The 19,328-nt window shown below is 49.9% G+C and carries 17 protein-coding genes; 15 read left to right on the top strand and 2 right to left on the bottom strand.

What is annotated here, in order from left to right; all coding sequences use genetic code 11:
* Positions 1 to 109: 109 nt before the first annotated feature.
* On the bottom strand, positions 110 to 2,395 hold the full coding sequence (locus BP71_RS29795; RefSeq protein ID WP_496385259.1) for an ATP-binding protein: 2,286 nt from the start codon (positions 2,393 to 2,395) through the stop codon (positions 110 to 112).
* Positions 2,396 to 2,405: 10 nt separating this feature from the next.
* Positions 2,406 to 3,029, bottom strand: coding sequence for a biliverdin-producing heme oxygenase (locus tag BP71_RS29800; protein ID WP_496385260.1), 624 nt, complete (start codon positions 3,027 to 3,029; stop codon positions 2,406 to 2,408).
* A gap of 233 nt (positions 3,030 to 3,262) precedes the next feature.
* On the opposite strand from BP71_RS29800, the gene BP71_RS29805 reads away from it, so the two are divergent.
* The 15 genes from BP71_RS29805 (at position 3,263) to BP71_RS29875 (ending at position 19,207) form a co-directional block, all read left to right on the top strand.
* The gene (locus tag BP71_RS29805; RefSeq protein ID WP_496385261.1) at positions 3,263 to 3,826 is read left to right on the top strand and encodes a DUF4142 domain-containing protein; all 564 of its coding nucleotides are present in this window, start codon (positions 3,263 to 3,265) and stop codon (positions 3,824 to 3,826) included.
* 200 nt (positions 3,827 to 4,026) lie between these two features.
* Positions 4,027 to 5,598 (top strand): sulfatase family protein, encoded by a 1,572-nt coding sequence (locus BP71_RS29810; protein WP_496385262.1) that lies wholly within the window; start codon positions 4,027 to 4,029, stop codon positions 5,596 to 5,598.
* A gap of 5 nt (positions 5,599 to 5,603) precedes the next feature.
* Positions 5,604 to 7,046 (top strand): phytoene desaturase family protein, encoded by a 1,443-nt coding sequence (locus BP71_RS29815; protein ID WP_496385263.1) that lies wholly within the window; start codon positions 5,604 to 5,606, stop codon positions 7,044 to 7,046.
* A 14-nt stretch (positions 7,047 to 7,060) separates the two neighbouring features.
* Positions 7,061 to 8,146, top strand: a complete 1,086-nt coding sequence (locus tag BP71_RS29820; RefSeq protein WP_496385264.1) for a formylglycine-generating enzyme family protein — start codon at positions 7,061 to 7,063, stop codon at positions 8,144 to 8,146.
* A gap of 24 nt (positions 8,147 to 8,170) precedes the next feature.
* The gene (locus BP71_RS29825; RefSeq protein WP_496385266.1) at positions 8,171 to 8,740 is read left to right on the top strand and encodes an RBBP9/YdeN family alpha/beta hydrolase; all 570 of its coding nucleotides are present in this window, start codon (positions 8,171 to 8,173) and stop codon (positions 8,738 to 8,740) included.
* A 103-nt stretch (positions 8,741 to 8,843) separates the two neighbouring features.
* A complete protein-coding gene (locus BP71_RS29830; protein ID WP_496385267.1) occupies positions 8,844 to 9,455 on the top strand; it encodes a YceI family protein in 612 nt (203 codons plus the stop codon).
* Between the two features lie 135 nt (positions 9,456 to 9,590).
* A complete protein-coding gene (locus tag BP71_RS29835; RefSeq protein ID WP_496385268.1) occupies positions 9,591 to 10,742 on the top strand; it encodes a beta-1,2-mannosidase in 1,152 nt (383 codons plus the stop codon).
* 149 nt (positions 10,743 to 10,891) lie between these two features.
* Positions 10,892 to 11,668, top strand: a complete 777-nt coding sequence (locus tag BP71_RS29840) for a 3-keto-disaccharide hydrolase (RefSeq protein ID WP_496385269.1) — start codon at positions 10,892 to 10,894, stop codon at positions 11,666 to 11,668.
* 89 nt (positions 11,669 to 11,757) lie between these two features.
* Positions 11,758 to 12,609 carry a sugar phosphate isomerase/epimerase family protein gene (locus BP71_RS29845; RefSeq protein ID WP_496385271.1) on the top strand — a complete coding sequence of 284 codons (852 nt, stop codon included), beginning with the start codon at positions 11,758 to 11,760 and terminating at the stop codon, positions 12,607 to 12,609.
* 28 nt (positions 12,610 to 12,637) lie between these two features.
* Complete coding sequence (locus BP71_RS29850; RefSeq protein WP_496385272.1) at positions 12,638 to 13,687, top strand: ThuA domain-containing protein; 1,050 nt, start codon at positions 12,638 to 12,640, stop codon at positions 13,685 to 13,687.
* A 29-nt stretch (positions 13,688 to 13,716) separates the two neighbouring features.
* Positions 13,717 to 14,544 (top strand): sugar phosphate isomerase/epimerase family protein, encoded by an 828-nt coding sequence (locus BP71_RS29855; protein ID WP_496385273.1) that lies wholly within the window; start codon positions 13,717 to 13,719, stop codon positions 14,542 to 14,544.
* 84 nt (positions 14,545 to 14,628) lie between these two features.
* Complete coding sequence (locus BP71_RS29860) at positions 14,629 to 15,435, top strand: alpha/beta fold hydrolase (RefSeq protein WP_496385274.1); 807 nt, start codon at positions 14,629 to 14,631, stop codon at positions 15,433 to 15,435.
* 93 nt (positions 15,436 to 15,528) lie between these two features.
* Entirely contained in the window at positions 15,529 to 16,626 is a 1,098-nt protein-coding gene (locus BP71_RS29865) for an aldose 1-epimerase family protein (RefSeq protein ID WP_496385275.1), read from the top strand.
* A 188-nt stretch (positions 16,627 to 16,814) separates the two neighbouring features.
* A complete protein-coding gene (locus tag BP71_RS29870) occupies positions 16,815 to 18,029 on the top strand; it encodes a class I mannose-6-phosphate isomerase (RefSeq protein ID WP_496385276.1) in 1,215 nt (404 codons plus the stop codon).
* A gap of 143 nt (positions 18,030 to 18,172) precedes the next feature.
* Positions 18,173 to 19,207 (top strand): sugar phosphate isomerase/epimerase family protein, encoded by a 1,035-nt coding sequence (locus BP71_RS29875; RefSeq protein ID WP_496385277.1) that lies wholly within the window; start codon positions 18,173 to 18,175, stop codon positions 19,205 to 19,207.
* Positions 19,208 to 19,328 lie beyond the last annotated feature (121 nt).

A 19,328-nucleotide genomic window follows, 5' to 3' on the forward strand; every position in this document is an offset into this window, starting at 1 on the left:
GGTTTACGTTTAACTGTGCAAAAACCCGTTAAAAACCAATACCAAATAAAAAACCCCCAACGAAACCGGATTCCCGATCAAGCTGAGGAACAATGTACTCAAACGGGCCTTATTCGACCGGGAAATATATGCTGAACACAGACCCTTCTCCGGGCACTGAGGTAGCATCGATAAAGCCTTGGTGGTTTTCCATGATCTTTTTACAGATCGCCAGCCCGATACCTGTTCCAGGATACTTGTGAGACGGATGAAGTCGTTGGAAAATGTCAAAGATCTTCTGTTCGTACTCCTTTTCGAAGCCAATTCCGTTGTCCGCAAAAGAGATCCTGTGATAGCTCTGCTCCTTGAATGTCTTTGCATATGGAACCTGACCTCCGTTGACGATATCGGCTGTGATCGTAATCTCCGGTTTTACTTCGGGTTTCACAAATTTGATGGCATTGCTGATCAGGTTGACAAAAAGCTGGTGTATCTGAAACGGAATGATGCTGACAGCGGGAAGTCTCCCCGCGTGTATCGAGACATGCTTTTCCTCCATTGTATCTCGCAATTCAGCCAGGACGCTATCCAGTACAACATCCAGATCGGTTGTAACAAAGACTTTCTCCATGGTGCCGGCTTTGGAATAAGCCAGAATGTCTTCGATAAGCATCTGCATTTTTTCAGCGGCAAAGCGCATTCGCTCCACAGAATCTTTCACCTGAACCGATAAATCCGGGTCTTCCCTGTCAAGCACTTTTGATGCAAAGATCTGGATCTTGCGTAATGGTTCTTTCAGATCGTGGGTCGAGATCCAGTTCAGGTTAGCAAGTTCCTTGTTAGCCAGCTGCAATTCCTGGTTCAAACGCCTGTTTTTGTCCTCCTGACTCCTGATAAACCGGAAATTAACATGTTTCTGCAGCGCATAGGAAAAGCTGGAAGCCGCATTGATCTCAGATTTGCGCCAGGGAATACTTTTGTCCTTGACAATCTCCATCCATAACTCGAAAGATTTCCTGGGAGAAAGACGGACGCCCTCCTCGTTGGGCAGGATAGCCTTATCCGGGTTGCCCGCCCAGTTAATGGTTTCTACTCTTTCCTTTCTGAACCAGATTATGCCATCGTTTTCGCCCGGCGCCATCGAATGGTAAATGATACCGGCTCCATATTTGGAAATGGATGGTGCATCGGGATAAATATCCAGCAATCTGGCGGTTTCAATGCCTTTGTTGGGATATGTAAGCGACAAGTATTTAAACAGCTGGATCAGGTCAGCGTCAGCGGGGACCAACCCGTTCTTGTACAAAACGCCGTCGTAAAAAATCGCCGCACCGGTTGCATTGGCCAGTTTCAGTAACGAGGCGGATTGGTGACAGGTCTTGATGAAGTTTTCCGATTCATGCAACAGGGTCAGTGATTCGACCAGCGCTTTGTCCACCTCTTCCGCGATACTGAATTCCTCGGCGACTTCGCGGACTGCAATTTGAGAGGTGAGAAAATGCCCCTGCAACAGCGCAGACAGCCGGGTATAGTGTGGGAGGATCTTCGGTGAGTAATGATGACAGGCGATCAGGCCCCACAGCTTATGGTTTTGCAGCAAGGAAATGGTAAGGGTGGCGCCGACACCCATGTTCTTAAGGTATTCGATATGCATTGGCGACACGCTGCGCAGGATCGAGAGGCTCAGGTCGAGCGAATGGTTTCCTTTCTCCGGTGTATCATCGATGGTCAGTAGCGGAACGGGCGTGTAGTTGATATCTGCGATCATCCGCAATGGATTGCGAATGTAGAGCTCACGCGCCTGTGCGGGGATATCGGTATGCGGATACTTCTGGTTGGCGAATGAGGGCAAATCCTGCCTTTTGCTTTCGGCCACCACTTCGCCATTATACTCAGTATCGAACCGGTAGATCATGACGCGGTCATAGCCGGTGATCGTACGTGTTTCGTCGGCAATTTCCTGGAAAAGATCCGGCAGGCCGCTGGATTTTTCCAGAATGGCCACAAAATTACGTGTCTGGGAGTATAAATTCGGTAAATGCAGGGTGCCGTCGGGGAATGGCTCCAATTCCATGATCACATTTCCACCACTTGCATGTATGGTCGTATTGAACGAAGTGCCATGCCATGAAAATACAAACGGCTTGGCCGGATCGATATCCAGTTGCATGTATTCTGCAAAATCCGCAGCCTGTTCTTCAGGGAAAATGTCTGCGATCTGTTTGCCCAGAAGCATTTCCGGCGCCAACCCGATGAAGTCGGAGGTGTTGGCACTGCAGAACTCGATGCGAGAATCGCCCTTTTTGATCCCCAGCAAAAAGCCATGGGGTTGAATGGTACCCGGGATATGGATGGGTTCACTTTCGCAATTTGTCAGGTTGACAATATCGCGGTTCACGATGTCCTTGATATTCATTACCTACTGATCAGTTACGACCGGCCGGGCCAATCAGGCCGAGCCAATTGTCAATGATTGTAAAAGTTTTTTTAGCACTGTCTATGACTTCTTCGCTTGTTCCCTGTGTGTCGACATATTGGGTAAGCGAGGAGATGAATGTTTTCCACAGGTTTCCCGTTTGCGCGCCATATCCCCAGAAGTAGCTGGCGCCGTTTTCGGGCGTGAAGCCAAGTGTCTCGTGAATATGCTTATACAGAATCCTTCCGCCGAGCGTGGATCCTTCCAGTACGTACATAATGCCTAATGCTTCCGCAGTCGAAGCAAATTCGAAACGGTACACCGACAACGCATCGATTTTTTCCTCGGAAAAACCCGTTGCGAGGAGATCGTCGATGATCAGTTGCGATTTGTAGCGCTGCTGCAAGTCGGTGATTTCGTGGGCAATTGCAGGGAATACCTGCTCCTCGCAAGCAATTGTCACTCCGAAAAGGGTTGCGAGGTATGTCTGATAATCCGCTATGGAAACCGAGGGGAGAAGTATCGCCCTGGAAAGCTGGTTGTCTTCCAGCTTCTGGTGGCTTTCCGCAGTCTCCTGTCTTAATCGTTTGAAAAATAATTCGTGCTTTGTGTTGAAAGCAGTCGCTTCACTCATACTGAATGCAAATTGAAAAACATGTAAGATTACTTCATTGGCAAAAATTGTTCCACTGCGACCGGAGTTAATCAACCAACTCTTCCAGTGAACATGTTCTTAGGATTTGAACGGAAAGCGGGGTGGCATTTATCGTAATGCCGTAACCCGAGTCGCGATGGTCGGATCGGTGGCAGATTTTGGCATGCTTTTTTATCTAAACACACCTCAATCAACAAAAAATGAAACCAATTATGAAAAAGTTCACAATGAGTGCCCTGATGATGGCTTCCGTATTAGCTTTTACGGCATGTAACAGCAATAAGTCAGAGGACAGCAAGGAAATTGCAGAAGAGCAAAATGAAGCCAAGTTGGACACGACTGCATTGGAAGATGACTCTGAATTCGCCGTCGCTGCGGCCGACGGTGGGATGATGGAAGTAAAATTGGGAGAACTCGCACAGACCAATGCGGCGAGCGCGGATGTCAAGAAATTCGGGCAAATGATGGTAACCGATCATAGTAAGGCAGGCGACGAACTGAAGACGCTGGCTGGACAGAAAAACATAACCCTGCCGGCGGCGCTTAGCGATGACAAACAGAAGCATTATGATGATCTGGCTAAAAAGAAAGGCAAGGAGTTCGATAAAGCCTATGTGTCATTTATGGTAGACGATCATAAGGAAGATATAAGTGAATTCGAAGAAGCTGCAAAAGATGCCAAAGACCCCGACGTAAAGGCCTGGGCGGAAGGTAAGCTTCCCACACTGAAGCATCACCTAGAAGCGGCCGAGGCATTGAACAAGAAAGCAAACTAGGATAAAATCATTTTTCGGCAGGGCCGGGATACTCCATGTATTCCGGCCTTTTTGTTTTTGAAGCAGGAAATAGTGAAAACAAATCATCAATTTGTAATTTTAGAGCCATCAGGTTTGTGCTCGTAAAGTAAATCATGGGAAATGTTTGCGAATTGATCTGCTATAAGTTTATTTTGTCTACCAATTATATAGAGTAATTCATGTTTACAATTAATGCCCGTTCGATCCGGTTGATATTAATGGCCATCCCAGGTTTGCTGGCCATGATGGTATCCCATAATGAGGCTTGTGCGCAAGCCGGCCAGCGACCCAACATCATTTTTATTTTTTCGGATGATCACGCCTATCAGGGAATCGGTGCCTACGGTAACAAAATTGTAAAAACCCCCAGCATCGACCGTATTGCGCGTGAAGGGGCATTGCTGACCAATAATCTGGTCACCAATTCGATTTGCGGCCCGAGCCGTGCAACGTTGCTGACGGGCAAGTATAGCCATATGAATGGCTACAAGCGAAATGACCGGACCCGCTTCGATACGAGTCAGACGTTGCTTTCCGAAACCCTCCGGAATAATGGGTATCAAACTGCCTGGATCGGAAAAATGCACCTGAATAGCCTTCCTGCCGGATTCGACTACTGGAATGTATTACCGGACCAGGGACATTACTACAACCCGGATTTCATTGGTCAACCTAATGATACTACACGCTACACCGGTTATGTATCCGATCTCATTACGCAGTTCGCGACGGGCTGGCTCGAAAAACGTGACGACAGCAAGCCATTCTTTCTGATCGTAGGACACAAAGCTACTCACCGCGAATGGCTGCCTGATTTGCAGGATCTTGGTGCCTACGACAATGTAACTTTCCCGCTTCCTTCCACATTCTACGACGATTACAAGGGAAGAAAGGCGGCAGCCGACCAGGATATGACCATCGACAAGACGATGCGTATGAAGCTGGACCTGAAAGTCGGGATCGACTATGAAAAGGATTTTCTCTACAAGCGCCTGAATCCCGAACAGAAAAAGGTGTTCAAGGCCTATTACGATAAGGTTTCCAAAGAGGTAACCGATAAAAATCTCACGGGAAAGGCATTGGTGGAATGGAAATACCAGCGTTACCTCCGAGACTATTTTTCCACAGCCAACTCGCTGGATCGCAACATCGGCAAGCTGCTCGACTATCTGGACAAGAGCGGTTTGGCTAAAAATACGGTCGTGATCTATGCATCCGACCAGGGTTTTTACCTGGGTGAGCACGGTTGGTTCGATAAGCGGTTTATCTATGAGGAATCCCTAAAAACGCCATTTGTGATCCGGTACCCGGGTGTGATCAAACCTGGAACAAAGGTCGACAACCTGGTAGCCAATATCGACTGGGCTCCCACAGTACTGAATATCGCAGGAGCACCTGCGCCTGCCGATATGCAAGGCAAGTCGTTTCTTCCCTTGTTAAAAAATACACAGGCCGCGCAGGTGCCCTGGCGGAAGGAAGCCTACTATCATTATTATGAGTTTCCGGAGCCGCACCATGTACATCCGCACTTCGGATTGAGGACCAGCCGCTACAAGCTTGCCTATTTCTACGGCGGGGCCGATTCATGGGAGTTGTATGACCTGAAAATGGATCCGAAAGAGGTTTCCAATATTTACGGGGTGAAAGGGACTGAAAAGCTGACAGCGGAACTAAAAACCAAACTGAAAGCGCTGATGAACGAGTACAAGGACGACGAGGCATTGAAAATCCTCGCAACGGCCAAACCCTGATCGCCGTGAGCAGAACGGAATTCGACGCGGTAGTGGTAGGCTCCGGCCCGAATGGGCTGGCGGCAGCGATCACATTACAGCGGTCGGGACTTTCGGTACTGCTGGTGGAAGGCAAAGAGACGATCGGGGGCGGAATGCGTTCCGCGGCGATGACATTACCGGGCTATGTGCATGACGTATGTTCGGCCATTCACCCGATGGCGTTGATGTCACCGTTTTTTAAGGATCTTCCGTTGTCGGATTTTGGGTTAAGATTTGTCCAGCCCGAATACGCGGCGGCGCATCCGCTGGACAATGGCCGGGTTGCGTTACTGGACCAATCATTGACCGCGACAGCCGAAAGCCTGGGCACCGATGCGGGTACTTATTTGAAATGGATGGCTCCGCTCGTCAGGTCGATGCCGAAGTTACTGCCAGACTTGCTCGGCCCAGTGCAATGGCCGGAGCAACCATTTGAGCTGGCCCGGTTCGGGTTAAAGGCGTTGCCGCCGGCCACATGGACGGCAGGTAAGTTCAAAACGACGGAAGGCAGGGCGTTGTGGGCGGGGATGGCTGCGCATGCGATACAACCGCTTACAAATACAGCGACTTCTGCATTTGGAATTATGCTGATGGCCGCTGCCCACCTGGAAGGCTGGCCGATCCCGGTGGGGGGAAGCCAATCAATTGCGGATGCGCTGGGGAATTATTTCCGTTCGCTGGGCGGGACAATAGAGACTGGATGGATGGTGGAATCGATCGACGAGCTTCCGGCAGCCCATGCGATCCTGATGGACGTAACACCGCGACAGCTGGTGCGGATTGCGGGAGAAAGGTTGAGTACCTCCTATCGCAAACGCCTCGATGCTTACCGTTACGGATCCGGCATTTTCAAGATAGACTGGGCATTGGAGGAGCCGGTACCATTCCGCGCGAAGGAATGCAGCGGGGCCGGGACGGTACATTTGGGAAACACATTCGAGGAAATCGCAGCTTATGAACAGAATATCTCGAAAGGAAAACAGGGTGAAAAACCTTTTGTACTGCTGGCACAGCAGAGCGTTTTCGATTCCACGCGCGCGCCGGAAGGAAAACATACCGCATGGGCGTATTGCCATGTCCCGAACGGGGACAGCCGCGACATGACCCAGGCGATTGAAAACCAGGTGGAACGGTTTGCTCCGGGTTTCAGGGAGGTCGTCAAAGCGAGGCATGTGATGAATGCCGGTGAAATGGAAGCTTATAATCCAAACTACATCGGAGGGGATATCAATGGCGGGGTGCAGGATATTGGGCAGCTATATTCGCGACCGGTGCTGAGCGCTTCGCCGTACCGCACCTCGGAAAAAGACATTTACCTCTGTTCATCGTCGACCCCGCCGGGGGGAGGGGTACACGGGATGTGCGGCTATCACGCTGCCAGACAGGCATTAAAGGATGTTTTCAGGACTAACATTGATGGGTTGTAATTGATTTTTTTGATATGGAATTTTCAGTAAAAGGCTTCGGTTGGATTGTATTGGGGATCGCTTTTGTGACTTCTTCCTGTGAGAAGAAGCAAACAGCGGAGGAGAAACGTAAGGCCGATAGCCTCGCGCATTGTATTGCCGACGGAATGCCCACGCGTGCTGCGGCAATCCGTAACGCAAGTTATGTGCCTGAAGGTATTGGCGATACTACCGGCATGGCCTGGATACCAGGAGGAAAATTTTTGATGGGCGCCGACGAGTTCCCCGATTCCCGCCCGATGCACCAGGTTACTGTGAATGGCTTTTTTATGGACACACATGAAGTGACCAACGCAGAATTTCAGAAATTTGTTAAAGCTACCCAATACAAAACCATCGCTGAAAGGCCGTTGAACCCTGCTGACTATCCCGGCGTACCCGCGGATAAACTGGTGCCGGGTTCTGCGGTTTTCACTCCGACACCTACGCGCGTTTCGCTCGATAATCCGCTGCAATGGTGGAATTACGTCGCTGGTGCGAATTGGGCACACCCGGAAGGGCCGGGCAGCTCAATTAAAGGCCGTGAGAATTATCCGGTAACCCATGTGTCTTATGAAGATGCCGCCGCCTATGCCAAATGGGCGGGGAAAAGACTGCCTACGGAGGCCGAATGGGAGTTTGCGGCGCAAGGTGGAAAAGGGAATCACACCTATTACTGGGGTGACGAACTGAAACCGGGCAACCAATGGGTCGCCAACATTTATCAGGGTAGTTTTCCGGATAAGAATACGAAGGAAGACGGCTACCTGACTGCCGCACCAATCAAATCGTTTCCTGCCAATTCGTATGGGCTGTACGATATGGATGGCAACGTATGGGAATGGTGTGAAGATCTTTACCGTCCCGATTATTATCAGAAAAGCCCTGCCACGAATCCCAAGGGACCTTCGGATAGCTATGATCCCGAGGAACCGGGCGCGGTGAAAAGGGTGCAGCGTGGCGGATCATTCCTTTGCAGCGACGATTATTGCATTCGCTACAAAGCGGGTAGCCGGGGAAAAGGAGAAGTCACGAGCGGAAGCAACAACCTTGGGTTCCGCTGTGTAATGGATAAAAAATAGTGAGATTACCAAACTGATGACTTTATGAGTATGCGCTTTCTGACCGTACCCGGGCTCGCGAGCTCAGGACCACAGCATTGGCAGACGATTTGGGAGGAGCAATACCCTGACCGTTTTGACCGTGTGCGGCAAGCCAATTGGGACTGGCCGGTGAAACAGGATTGGGTAGCACAATTACAGCAACAGGTCAGCGAACTATCCGCCCCCACGATCCTCGTCGCACATAGCCTCGGGTGCATTACCGTCGCACATTGGGCGCAGGAACACAGCTCTGAACTGATCAGGGGAGCGCTGCTGGTTGCGCCGGCCGATGCCGAACATTCGAAACGGCTGAGCTTTGTGATTGGCTTTACGCCCATACCGGTCCGCGAGATCCCGTTTAAAACAATTGTGGTCGCGAGTACCAACGATATGTATGCAACGATCCACAGATCCAAAGTGTTCGCGACGAACTGGGGAAGCGAATTTATCAATGTGGGAAAGCAAGGGCATATCAATGCAGTGTCGGGGCTGGGAGACTGGAATGACGGCAAGAGGATGTTGGAACAGTTCGAGGGAGTGGAGCTGCTGGCAGGGGAGGCGGCGCGTCAATGAGAAATGACGTAGCGGAATGTTAAAGGCTGTTAACGATTTGACGAATACTCTACTTCTTTTATATATTACAAATTCTTCTACACTTTAAACGATTGAAATTATTATGAAAAAAATGTTTGTTTTCGCGGTGGCAGGTTTGCTCTTCAATGCTGCTGCTATTGCCGACGGTCCTGGCAAATCAAAAGCGGCCGACAAGACGCTGGCGGTTGATACAAAAGCCAGCTCCATTGTGTGGGGTGCCAAAAAAGTGACCGGAACACACGCCGGAACAGTACCTCTGGAAAGCGGAACACTGGTCGTTGACAATGATAAGTTGAAAGGGGGAAGCTTTGTAGCTGATATCAAATCCCTGGTCGTAACCGATGTGACCGATAAAGACATGAACGGCAAGCTTACCAATCACCTCAAAAGCGATGATTTTTTCTCAGTAGAAAAACATCCGCAGGCTAAACTGGTGATTTCCTCTGTGACACCGAAAGCGGCGGGTTCATACGACGTAACCGGAAAACTGACCATCAAAGGCATTACCCAGGATGTGAAATTTCCGGCAACATTGAAATCCGACGGAAAGAAAGTGATTGCCAATGCAAAAGTCGCGATCGACCGCACGAAATATGATATCAAATTCCGTTCGACCAATTTCTTCGAAAACCTGGGCGATAAAGCGATCGACAACGACTTTACACTGGACGTAAGTCTTGTAGCGAACAAGTAATCCAGCATATTGATCCGATCGGAAATCCGGCCTGAAGCATCAGGCCGGATTTTTTATTGCCCTGCTACCCGACCGATGAAAACTGGCGAAATGGGTTATATTTGACCGCTTGATTTGATAACTGATAAAAAAACTATGAAAAATTTTATCGCCGGTTTAGCTATATGCACATCGATATTTGCGAGCAGCGCATTTGCCCAGACAGAAAACAAACTTCCGGATTGGGCTCTCGGCGGCTTTAAACGACCGGAGGGCGTCAACCCGGTTATTTCACCGGACAGTACTTCCCGCTTTTTTTGCCCGATGAACAAACGCCAGGTCGACTGGGAATCTAATGACACCTTTAACCCGGCCGCTACGATCAGGGACGACAAGATCGTTGTGCTGTACCGGGCGGAGGACAAGGCAGGGAAAGCGATCGGCATGCGCACATCGCGACTTGGCTATGCGGAAACTTCCGACGGAATTCATTTTAAGAGAAGAAAGGAGCCGGTGCTGTTTCCCGCGGAGGACACTCAGAAAGCCAACGAATGGCCCGGAGGGTGCGAAGATCCGCGTGTGGCTGTGACCGAAGACGGCCTGTATGTGGTGATATACACCCAATGGAACAAGGACAAGGCACGGCTGGGCGTAGCCACCTCCCGCGATCTGATCAAATGGGAGAAACACGGTCCGGCATTTCAGAAAGCCTATGATGGCAAGTTCAATAATATATGGACCAAATCGGGTTCGGTCGTCACCCAACTGGTGGGGGACAAACAGGTAATTGCAAAGATCAATGGAAAATATTGGCTGTACTTTGGAGAAGCCAACGTGAATGTGGCCACGTCGACGGACCTCACTAACTGGGAGCCGGTGGTGGACAGCAAGGGCGACCTGATCAACCTCATTTCTCCTCGAAAAGGATATTTCGATAGCAACCTCACCGAATGCGGGCCTCCGGCTATCGTGACTGAAAAAGGCATTGTTTTGCTTTACAATGGCAAGAACGACAAGGGTGAAGATGGTGACAAACGGTTTACACCCAACAGTTACTGTGCAGGCCAGGTACTCTTTGACAAAAATGATCCTACCAAGGTGCTGGCCCGACTGGATACGCCGTTTTTCCGCCCTATGGAACCATTTGAAAAGAGCGGACAATATGTGGCAGGGACCGTCTTCATCGAAGGGATGGTCTATTTCAGGAAAAAGTGGCTACTATACTACGGATGCGCCGATTCACGTGTGGGTGTTGCGATGTATGACCCGGCTTTGAAGGCACCGGGTGATCCGATTCCGTCCAACTAGCAGGTCAGTACAGGATAGTGCATCAGATATTTTTAGGAATTTTTGGATATTAATTTCTGCTTTTTTAAGAGTGTTGCTATTTCAAAAATCCCTTTGCAATAAGGGAAGTCAGTTGTTCAGAAGTCACTAAACCTATAAAGAAGATCAAAATGAGTTTCAGATTTATCAAGGCCGGATTATTAATGGCCGCCGTGGTGACCTTCACCTTCCAGGTTGACAGTTTCGCTCAGAAAAAAGAAAAAGGTGAGAAAGGTTTCGTATCTATTTTCGACGGAAAAACATTGAAAGGCTGGGACGGCGACCCCAAGTACTGGCGCGTCGAAAATGGCTCTCTGGTAGGTGAAATCACCCCCGAAACGCTTCTGAAAACCAACTCATTCATTATCTGGAAGGGCGGCGAGCCAGGCGATTTCGAACTGAAAGGCTCATTCAAGATCGCAACGGCAGGAAACTCGGGTATTAACTACCGCAGCGAGCAGCTCACCGATGTGCCGTTCGCACTGAAAGGTTACCAGGCCGATATCGACGGTAAAAACAACTATACAGGTCAGAATTATGAGGAGCGGAAGCGCACTACATTGGCTTATCGCGGTCAGAAAACGGTGATTAAAGAATACACCGGCGACAAAACGCCCGAAGCCATCCGTTCCAATGTGAAGGCCAACGCCTGGACGGGCTTTGAAGTGGTGGGCTCGCTCGGTAAATCCGATTCTCTCAAAACTTTGATCAAAAGTGAAGACTGGAACACATTCCATCTGGTTGTCAAAGGCAATCACCTTCAGCATTATATCAATGGTATCCTGATGAGTGATGTCACGGACAACGACACGGTAAATGGGGCGAAAAAAGGACTTTTAGGAGTACAGGTGCACGTGGGCCCGCCAATGAAAGTCGAATACAAAGATTTACGCATCAAACAATACTAATAGAAAACATCGGCTGTCGGCCGTCGGCTTAATGCGAAACCTTTAATGCAAAGCTTATAGCCTAGGGCTTAAAGCATAAAGCTTTTATAATGAATAAAATTGGATTCAATGTGCTCGCCTGGACGGCAGCAGTTTCGGATGACCTTTTTCCGATTATCGAAAGGCTGAAAACGATCGGCTATGACGGTGTCGAGTTTTATCTGGGCCCGCAGGAAGCAGCTGCTTACCAGCGAATGGGCAATTTTACAAAAGACCTCGGCCTCGAAACCACCACGGTAATGACGCTGGGTAAAGACGATAACCCGGTGAGCGAATCGGCAGAGGTCAGGCAGAAAGCACTTGACAAGATCAAATGGGCCGTTGATCGTGCCCACGACGTCAATTCCAGGGTAATTTGCGGACCTTTCCATTCCGGACATACCATTTTTGTAAACCGACCTGCCGAAGATCGGGAATACGCGTTGGCCGGGGAAGTGCTGAATGCAGCCGCAGATTATGCGGCACAGGCCAATATCACTTTTGCATTGGAAGCACTCAACCGTTTTGAATGCTATTTGTGCAATACCATGGAGCAATTGCTCAAACTGGTGAAGGCAGCGGACCACCCGAATGTGCGGGCGATGTTCGACACGCACCATTCCAATATCGAGGAGAAGAAGTACTCCACTGCTTTGCAGACCATTGCGCCGGTGCTCGCGCACGTGCATATCAGCGAGAACGACCGTGGTACGCCAGGAACCGGACAAGTACTCTGGGATGACGCGTTCTCGTCCCTGGCGGCAATCAAATATGACGGATGGCTTGCGATCGAGGCTTTTTCCCGTAACGATCCCGGCTTTGCTAACGCGATCGGGGTATGGCGGGAATTCAACGAACCGTGGGATATTGCCGAGAACGGCTACCGTTTTATTCGCGAAATGAGCCTGAAACACGGGCTCTGACCAAACCACTTTTTCAGTCCGGCACTTTATGAAAAATCTACTGAAATCAATGCTGGCCCTCGGCATTGCACTGATCACTTTCGGCGCAATGGCGCAGGATGACCCGGCCAAACACCGGGTTGTTTACAAGGGCGACAAGGGGCCGGGTGTGGGCAAGAATATCGTTTTCATCGCCACGGATCACGAGTATCGCGGTGAAGAATCGCTTCCTGCATTAGCGCGGATCATGGCGAAACACTACGGTTTTACCTGCACGGTCGTATATGCGCTCGATTCAAATGGCTATATTCTGCCCGGAGGTTCGAATGTAAAGGGCCTGGATGTGCTCGATAAGGCCGACCTGATGGTGCTTTTCATGCGGTTCGCACATTTCGGGAACAAGGAAATGCAGCATTTCGAAAACTATATTAAGCGAGGTGGCCCTATTGTGGCATTCCGCACCTCTACCCACGCATTTGAAATTAAAAATGACCCGAAGTGGGAGCATTATACCTGGAACTACAAGGGTCCGAAAACTGCCTGGAAAGACGGTTTTGGAGAATATATTTTGGGTGAAACCTGGGTATCGCACTACGGAACGAACCACAAGCAATCTTCCAAAATCATCATTGACGAAGCGCAGGCCAAGCATCCTATTATGCGGGGTGTGAAGGATATGTGGGTACAATCCGGCGGTTACACGGCCGCGCCAAAAGGAACGGTGCTGGCGAAAGGCCAGGTGCTGAATGGTATGACGGCCGATTCTCCTGCCGACCCGACCAAAGAATTGCTCCCTGTTGCCTGGATTCGTGATTATCAAATGGAAGGTGGCAAGAAAGGCCGCGCATTCACAACCACGCACGGTGCTTCGGAAGATTTGAAGGATTATGGATTTAGAAGAATGGTAGTGAATGCGATGTTTTGGAGTTTAGGAATGGAAAATAATATTAAGCCAGACAACGATATTGCATTCGTAGGGCCATATGAACCTACAACCTTCAACTTTAATGGGTATAAAGCGAATGTAAAGCCTTCCGATCTGGCCGGCTGGGATTCGCTGATTATGCCTGGCGAGGTAGTGAAAAAGAAGTCGAAGTGATTTTTATATAATTGAAAATAAACTTTTAAATGTCTCAGCAACTCCCATTCCGCTTTGGATCAGAAGTTTATACCTGGTTCATGAGCAACAGCGGCCAGACCCACCAGGGCCGGTTAGGACACATGATCGAAGTCATTGCGAAAGCTGGTTTTACGGGCATTCAACCCATTTTTACCTGGATGGGCGACCTCGTGGATCCGGACAAGCTCGAAGCCAAACTGAAAGAACAGGGTATCGGGCTGGCCGCATTGGCTTTGGCATTGGACTGGAATGAGGCCGAAGAGACCGAACGCGAACAGGAAGTAGCCGACCACGCTATCCGAGTGTTGCAACGTTTTCCCGGTGCGGTTTTAAATACAGTGCAAATTCCCACTGGCAGGCACGACCTTGCCGAGCGGCAGAAACGCCTTGTGAATATCGTCAACACGGTTTCGCGCCGTGCAGCAGATAAAGGTGTGCCTTGCAGCTACCACCCTAATTCACCGCATTCATCCATTATCCGCACCGAAGAAGATTACAAAATCGTACTGGAAAGTCTGGATGCATCGGTAACGGGCTGGACACCCGATGTAGGGCACATCATCAACGGCGGTATGGATCCGCTGGCCAAAATGAAGGAATATCAATCGCTGATTAACCATGTGCATTATAAGGACTGGGACGGTAATCCGGAATTTACATTGATGGGAAAAGGCAAAGTCGATTTGCTCGGCGTTACACAATGGCTCAAAGACATTAACTATAAAGGTTGGATCATTTGTGAGGATGAAGGGGAGGAAGCCCTGGAAGACCCGGATTTCGTGACATTGCACGACGGAAAGTGGATTCAGGAAGAGCTGGTGCCGGGATTGAGGTAGACTTCGGCTGTCGGCTATCGGCAGTCAAACTATTCTTTATTTAAAACCAAAAAAGCCGACGGCCGATAGCCGACAGCCATATTTATGCCCACCATCAAAACCAACGGTATCAATTTTTACTATGAAGAACGAGGCTCCGGTGAGCCACTTCTTTTGATTATGGGCATTACGGCCGCGGGTGCGGTCTGGAATGTACATGTCTCTGATTGGAAACGCGATTTCCGATGCATAATGGGCGATAATCGTGGCGTTGGCCAGACCGACAAGCCGGTCGGGCCTTATTCCACCGAACAGATGGCCGATGACTATGCGGGCTTGCTGGATTCGTTGGGATTGGAAAATGTAAACGTGATAGGGTGCTCGATGGGTAGTACCATTGCGCAGCAACTCGCGATCCGGCATCCTAAAAAGGTGAAATCGCTGGTACTGATGTGTCCCTGGGCGCGTTGTGACAACTATGCAAAGGGCCTTTTCCAGCATATCATGAACGCCAAGGCACGTTTCCGGCCAGAGGAGTTCGGCCTGTATATTCAGTTGCTGATTTTTTCCAAAGCATCCTGGGACGATGCGAAGCAGCACAGCGATCTGGAAGACGGTCGGAGGGCTGACGGTCTCAATCCGTTCCCGCAACCGCTGCACGGGCTGGAAGGCCAGGCGGCGGCTTGTATCGATCACAATGCTCTGCCAGATTTGGGCAAAATCAATGTGCCTACCCTGGTGATAGGGGGTAAGGAGGATATTTTCACTCCTGTTTGGATGGCCGAAGAAGTCGCCAACGGCATTCCCGGTGCTGAGCTATTCCTGTATGAGAAGCTCGGGCACGCATTCCATTTTGAAAACACCCCGGATTTCAATGCACGTATCAAAAACTGGCTTACACAGGTACGGTAGCCTGATCCGGGTATTTTTCTAAATAAAAGCATTAAAACGAGGCCATTTTCGCCTTTTTCAGGTTTAGATAATTACGAGGTTAATTAATACATAATGGAGATTGCAGCTTCGAAAGGTCGCGATGGGATAATTCAGGACTGGAAAGAAAAAGTTTCCAATCACGCGCAGGTAGGGGGCATCGAAACTTCGGTGATCGATAACGGTGCAGGCAGAGGTACCCGTATGGCGTGGGTGAATACCGGCACAGGCTTGCGTTTCAAAGTGGTGATAGACCGGGCGATGGACATTGCCGAGGCCTTTTACAATCAGCATAGCCTGGCCTGGATCAGTCATGGTGGCATTACGTACCCGCAACCTTTTTCGGACAAGGGCATCGACTGGCTGCGCACATTCGGCGGAGGTTTGCTGACCACCTGCGGCCTTTCCCACGCGGGCGGGCCGGAGTCGGACAGTCACGGCGATCGCGGTTTGCACGGACTGATCGGTAACCAGCCTGCGGAAATCATTTCGATCGTCCAGCCTGATTTACGTGCCGGAAAGTACGACATGAGCATTACCGGCATTATCCGTGAAACAAGGCCATTTGGCCCGAGTTTAGAGTTGAAACGGACGATTTCAGCGACATTAGGCGAAGCGAAATTGCGCATTCATGACGAAGTCATCAACAAAGCCAATACCGCCGCACCTCATATGCTGCTATATCATTTCAATTTTGGCTGGCCGCTGGTGGACGAAGGGACAGATATACTCTGGAATGGCCAATGGCACCCGCGCTTAGGCGAGGAAAATGCAAAAATTTTCAAAGAAGGAAATACATTTAAAAAGGCACCTGCTCCGCTCGAAAGTCACCTTGGAAGTGGAGAGGAAGTAGCTTTGATCGATGTCGATGCCGACATTTTCGGCGATAGCATTTGTGGATTGCACAACGAGAAGCTGGGAGTGGCCGTGGCATTGAAATTCAAAAAAGAACAATTGCCCTGGCTGGCCAACTGGCAGCATTGGGGCAAAGGCGAATATGTAACCGGCATCGAGCCAAGCACGCATCCGCTATCGGGCCAGGCGAAAGCACGGGAAGATGGCACTCTAATCTTTCTTGGACCGGAAGAAACGCGGGAGTACGATCTCGAACTGAGTGTGCTGACGACAAAAGAGGAGATTGAGGAGTTTGAGTTGAAGGTAAATGTATCGTGATTTTTCGTAGATAGCGGGACGTTAATGTCGTCCTGAGCGGAGTCGAAGGATGGTTGCGTGATGGAAAATGGCGGTATTGCACATCCCTTTCGACCGCCCGGTTCGCTCAGGATGACAAGGACGATACACATGAGTAAGGATAACATATTTTAAGTATCAACCAAAACCAATTTTTTAATACAAAAACAATGGGACTTTCAAGTATAGCTGAGAAGGCGTTGGAGCAGGGAAAGGGAATTTTGCGTTTGGCGCCGACCTGGGTGCCGCGTTCGTTTTGTGTCCCCGGTCGCAGGATCAAATTACACCCGGATGATTATTATGTACTGGGTGGCGAGCGTGGTGGAATCGATGAGCGTTGGCTGTCTTCAACCACTCCTGCGGAAAACGGGCCGCTTACAGGCGAGAATGAAGGTTTGAGCCAAATCGTTTTTGAAGACGAATCAGGCGTTCAAAAAGTGACATTGCGGGACGCGGTAGAAGAGCTGAAAGGCCAAATTATAGGTGACAGACTTTGGGATGAATACAAAAGCTGGCCCATGTACTCCAAGTTTTTTGACAATATGGGCCCGCTTCCGCATCATATTCACCACAGAGATGAGCACGCCGCAATGGTGGGCCAGAATGGAAAGCCGGAAGCCTACTATTTCCCGCCTCAATTGAACAATCACGGTGGCGATTTTCCATATACATTCATTGGTATCGCTCCCGGTACTTCAAAAGAGCAGATCAAAGAGTGTCTGATGAACTTCACCAAGGGGGACAATAAGATTACCAACTATTCCCAGGCATTCCGTCTGGAGCCGGGAACAGGCTGGGATGTGCCCCCTGGCATGTTACATGCGCCGGGCAGCTTGTGTACCTATGAGCCTCAAAAAGCATCAGATATCTTTGCGATGTATCAATCGCTTGTCAATGAGGCGGTTATTCCGGAAGAGTTGCTTTGGAAAGGAACGCCGAAAGACAGAATTGGCGATTATGATTTGTTGATGGAAGTGATCGACTGGGATTTGAACGTAAATCCTAATTTGATGGAAAAGCATTTCATGCGCCCCAAACCGGTAAAAGATGTCGCCGTGATGGCGGAAGAAGGATATAGTGAAAACTGGATTTGCTATAAAAACGAGGCATACAGTGCCAAGGAGCTTACCGTTTTCCCAGGACAGACTGTTACCATTACTGACGCTGCTGCATACGGAATGATTGTCATGCAGGGACATGGCAAATTCGGTGTATGGGATATCGAAACCCCTGCATTGATCCGCTACGGACAACTGACCAACGACGAATATTTCGTAAGCGAAGCCGCTGCGATCGAAGGTGTTACAATCAGCAACCCGTCGACTAGCGACCCGATCGTTATTTTGAAGCACTTCGGTCCGCGCAACCCTGATCTGGTATTGTAGAGGCTATAAGCTTTTGGCCGTAGGCTATATGCTCAATTGATGCATACAGTCAGAGGCTTAAAGCTTATGGCATAAGTTTATTTTCCACCCGGCCAGAGCCTATAGCCTATGGCTTACAGCTTAAAGCCCCTATCTCTTAAACCATGCCTGAAAATAATTTCCCCAAACTTCACAATGCCACATGGCCTGGCATCGTGGGTAAAGGTTCTGATTCAGAGCCTATTATTCCTTTTGATACATTGCTTGAGAAAACCGCTGCCGCCGAGGTGGACGGTGTGAAGTTCGATGGTGTCGACATTGGCCTTTTCGATGAACACATAGGCGAATACCTGAAAAGTGCCGACGGCGGCAAGCGCCTGGCCGATAAGCTGGCCGGATTTAACCTGGAAGCAGGAAGCCTGGTGGCCAACGTGTGGGCCGGCTCGGCCCTGGGCAGCAAAGATGCGCGCGAAACGTTTGTAGAGCAGGTGCGTAAGGCATGTGAGTTCGGGAAACAACTGCGTGACGCTGGTATCCGGAACGGCGGCGTGATCCGTATCGATTCGGCTGCTTCGCCCGAAGCTTGGTCGGCTGATCCTGCTGGTAACACGAAACAAATCGCCGAAACTTTCAGACGTGCTGCCGACGTAGCCGCTGATTTTGGGGAAAATCTGGCTGCCGAAGGAGAGATCTGCTGGGGTGGCATGCACAGCTGGAAAGCAATGCTCGACACCCTTGAGGCAACAGATCGCCCGAATGTAGGTTTCCAGGCTGATATGTCACATACTTTCCTTTACCTGCTGGGCTACAATGCGCCGGAAGACCGTATTCTGCCAGCCGATTTTGAATGGAGCGACCGTGCTACATTGGATGCGGCTTTCAAGAAAATGACTGCCGCGCTTCGCCCATGGACGATCGATTTCCACGTAGCCCAAAATGATGGGACTGTTCACGGAACCGGTTCACACGACAAAACCGGTCGTCACTGCCTGGCAACCGACCCGAACGGCAAGCTCGATATCGTACACCACGCCGGTTTCTGGTTGCGCGATGATAGCGGAAATCTCACGAAGGCGTTCCGCCACATTTGCTGGGATGGCTGTATGTTCCCCAACGAGGTAATGTACAAGCAGCAAACCTGGAACGACATCCTCGCCGCGCTGGTACGGGTACGTAACGCGCATGGCTGGGTAGTATAAAGGCTGTAAGCTTTAAGCTATAGGCTGTACGCTTTTTTTGCTAGCAGTTTAAATGAGCTTAAAGCTTACAGCCTAATGCTTACAGCTTACAAAAATATTCCCAAAACCTAAGGCTTAAAGC

Source organism: Dyadobacter ginsengisoli DSM 21015, assembly GCF_059568735.1.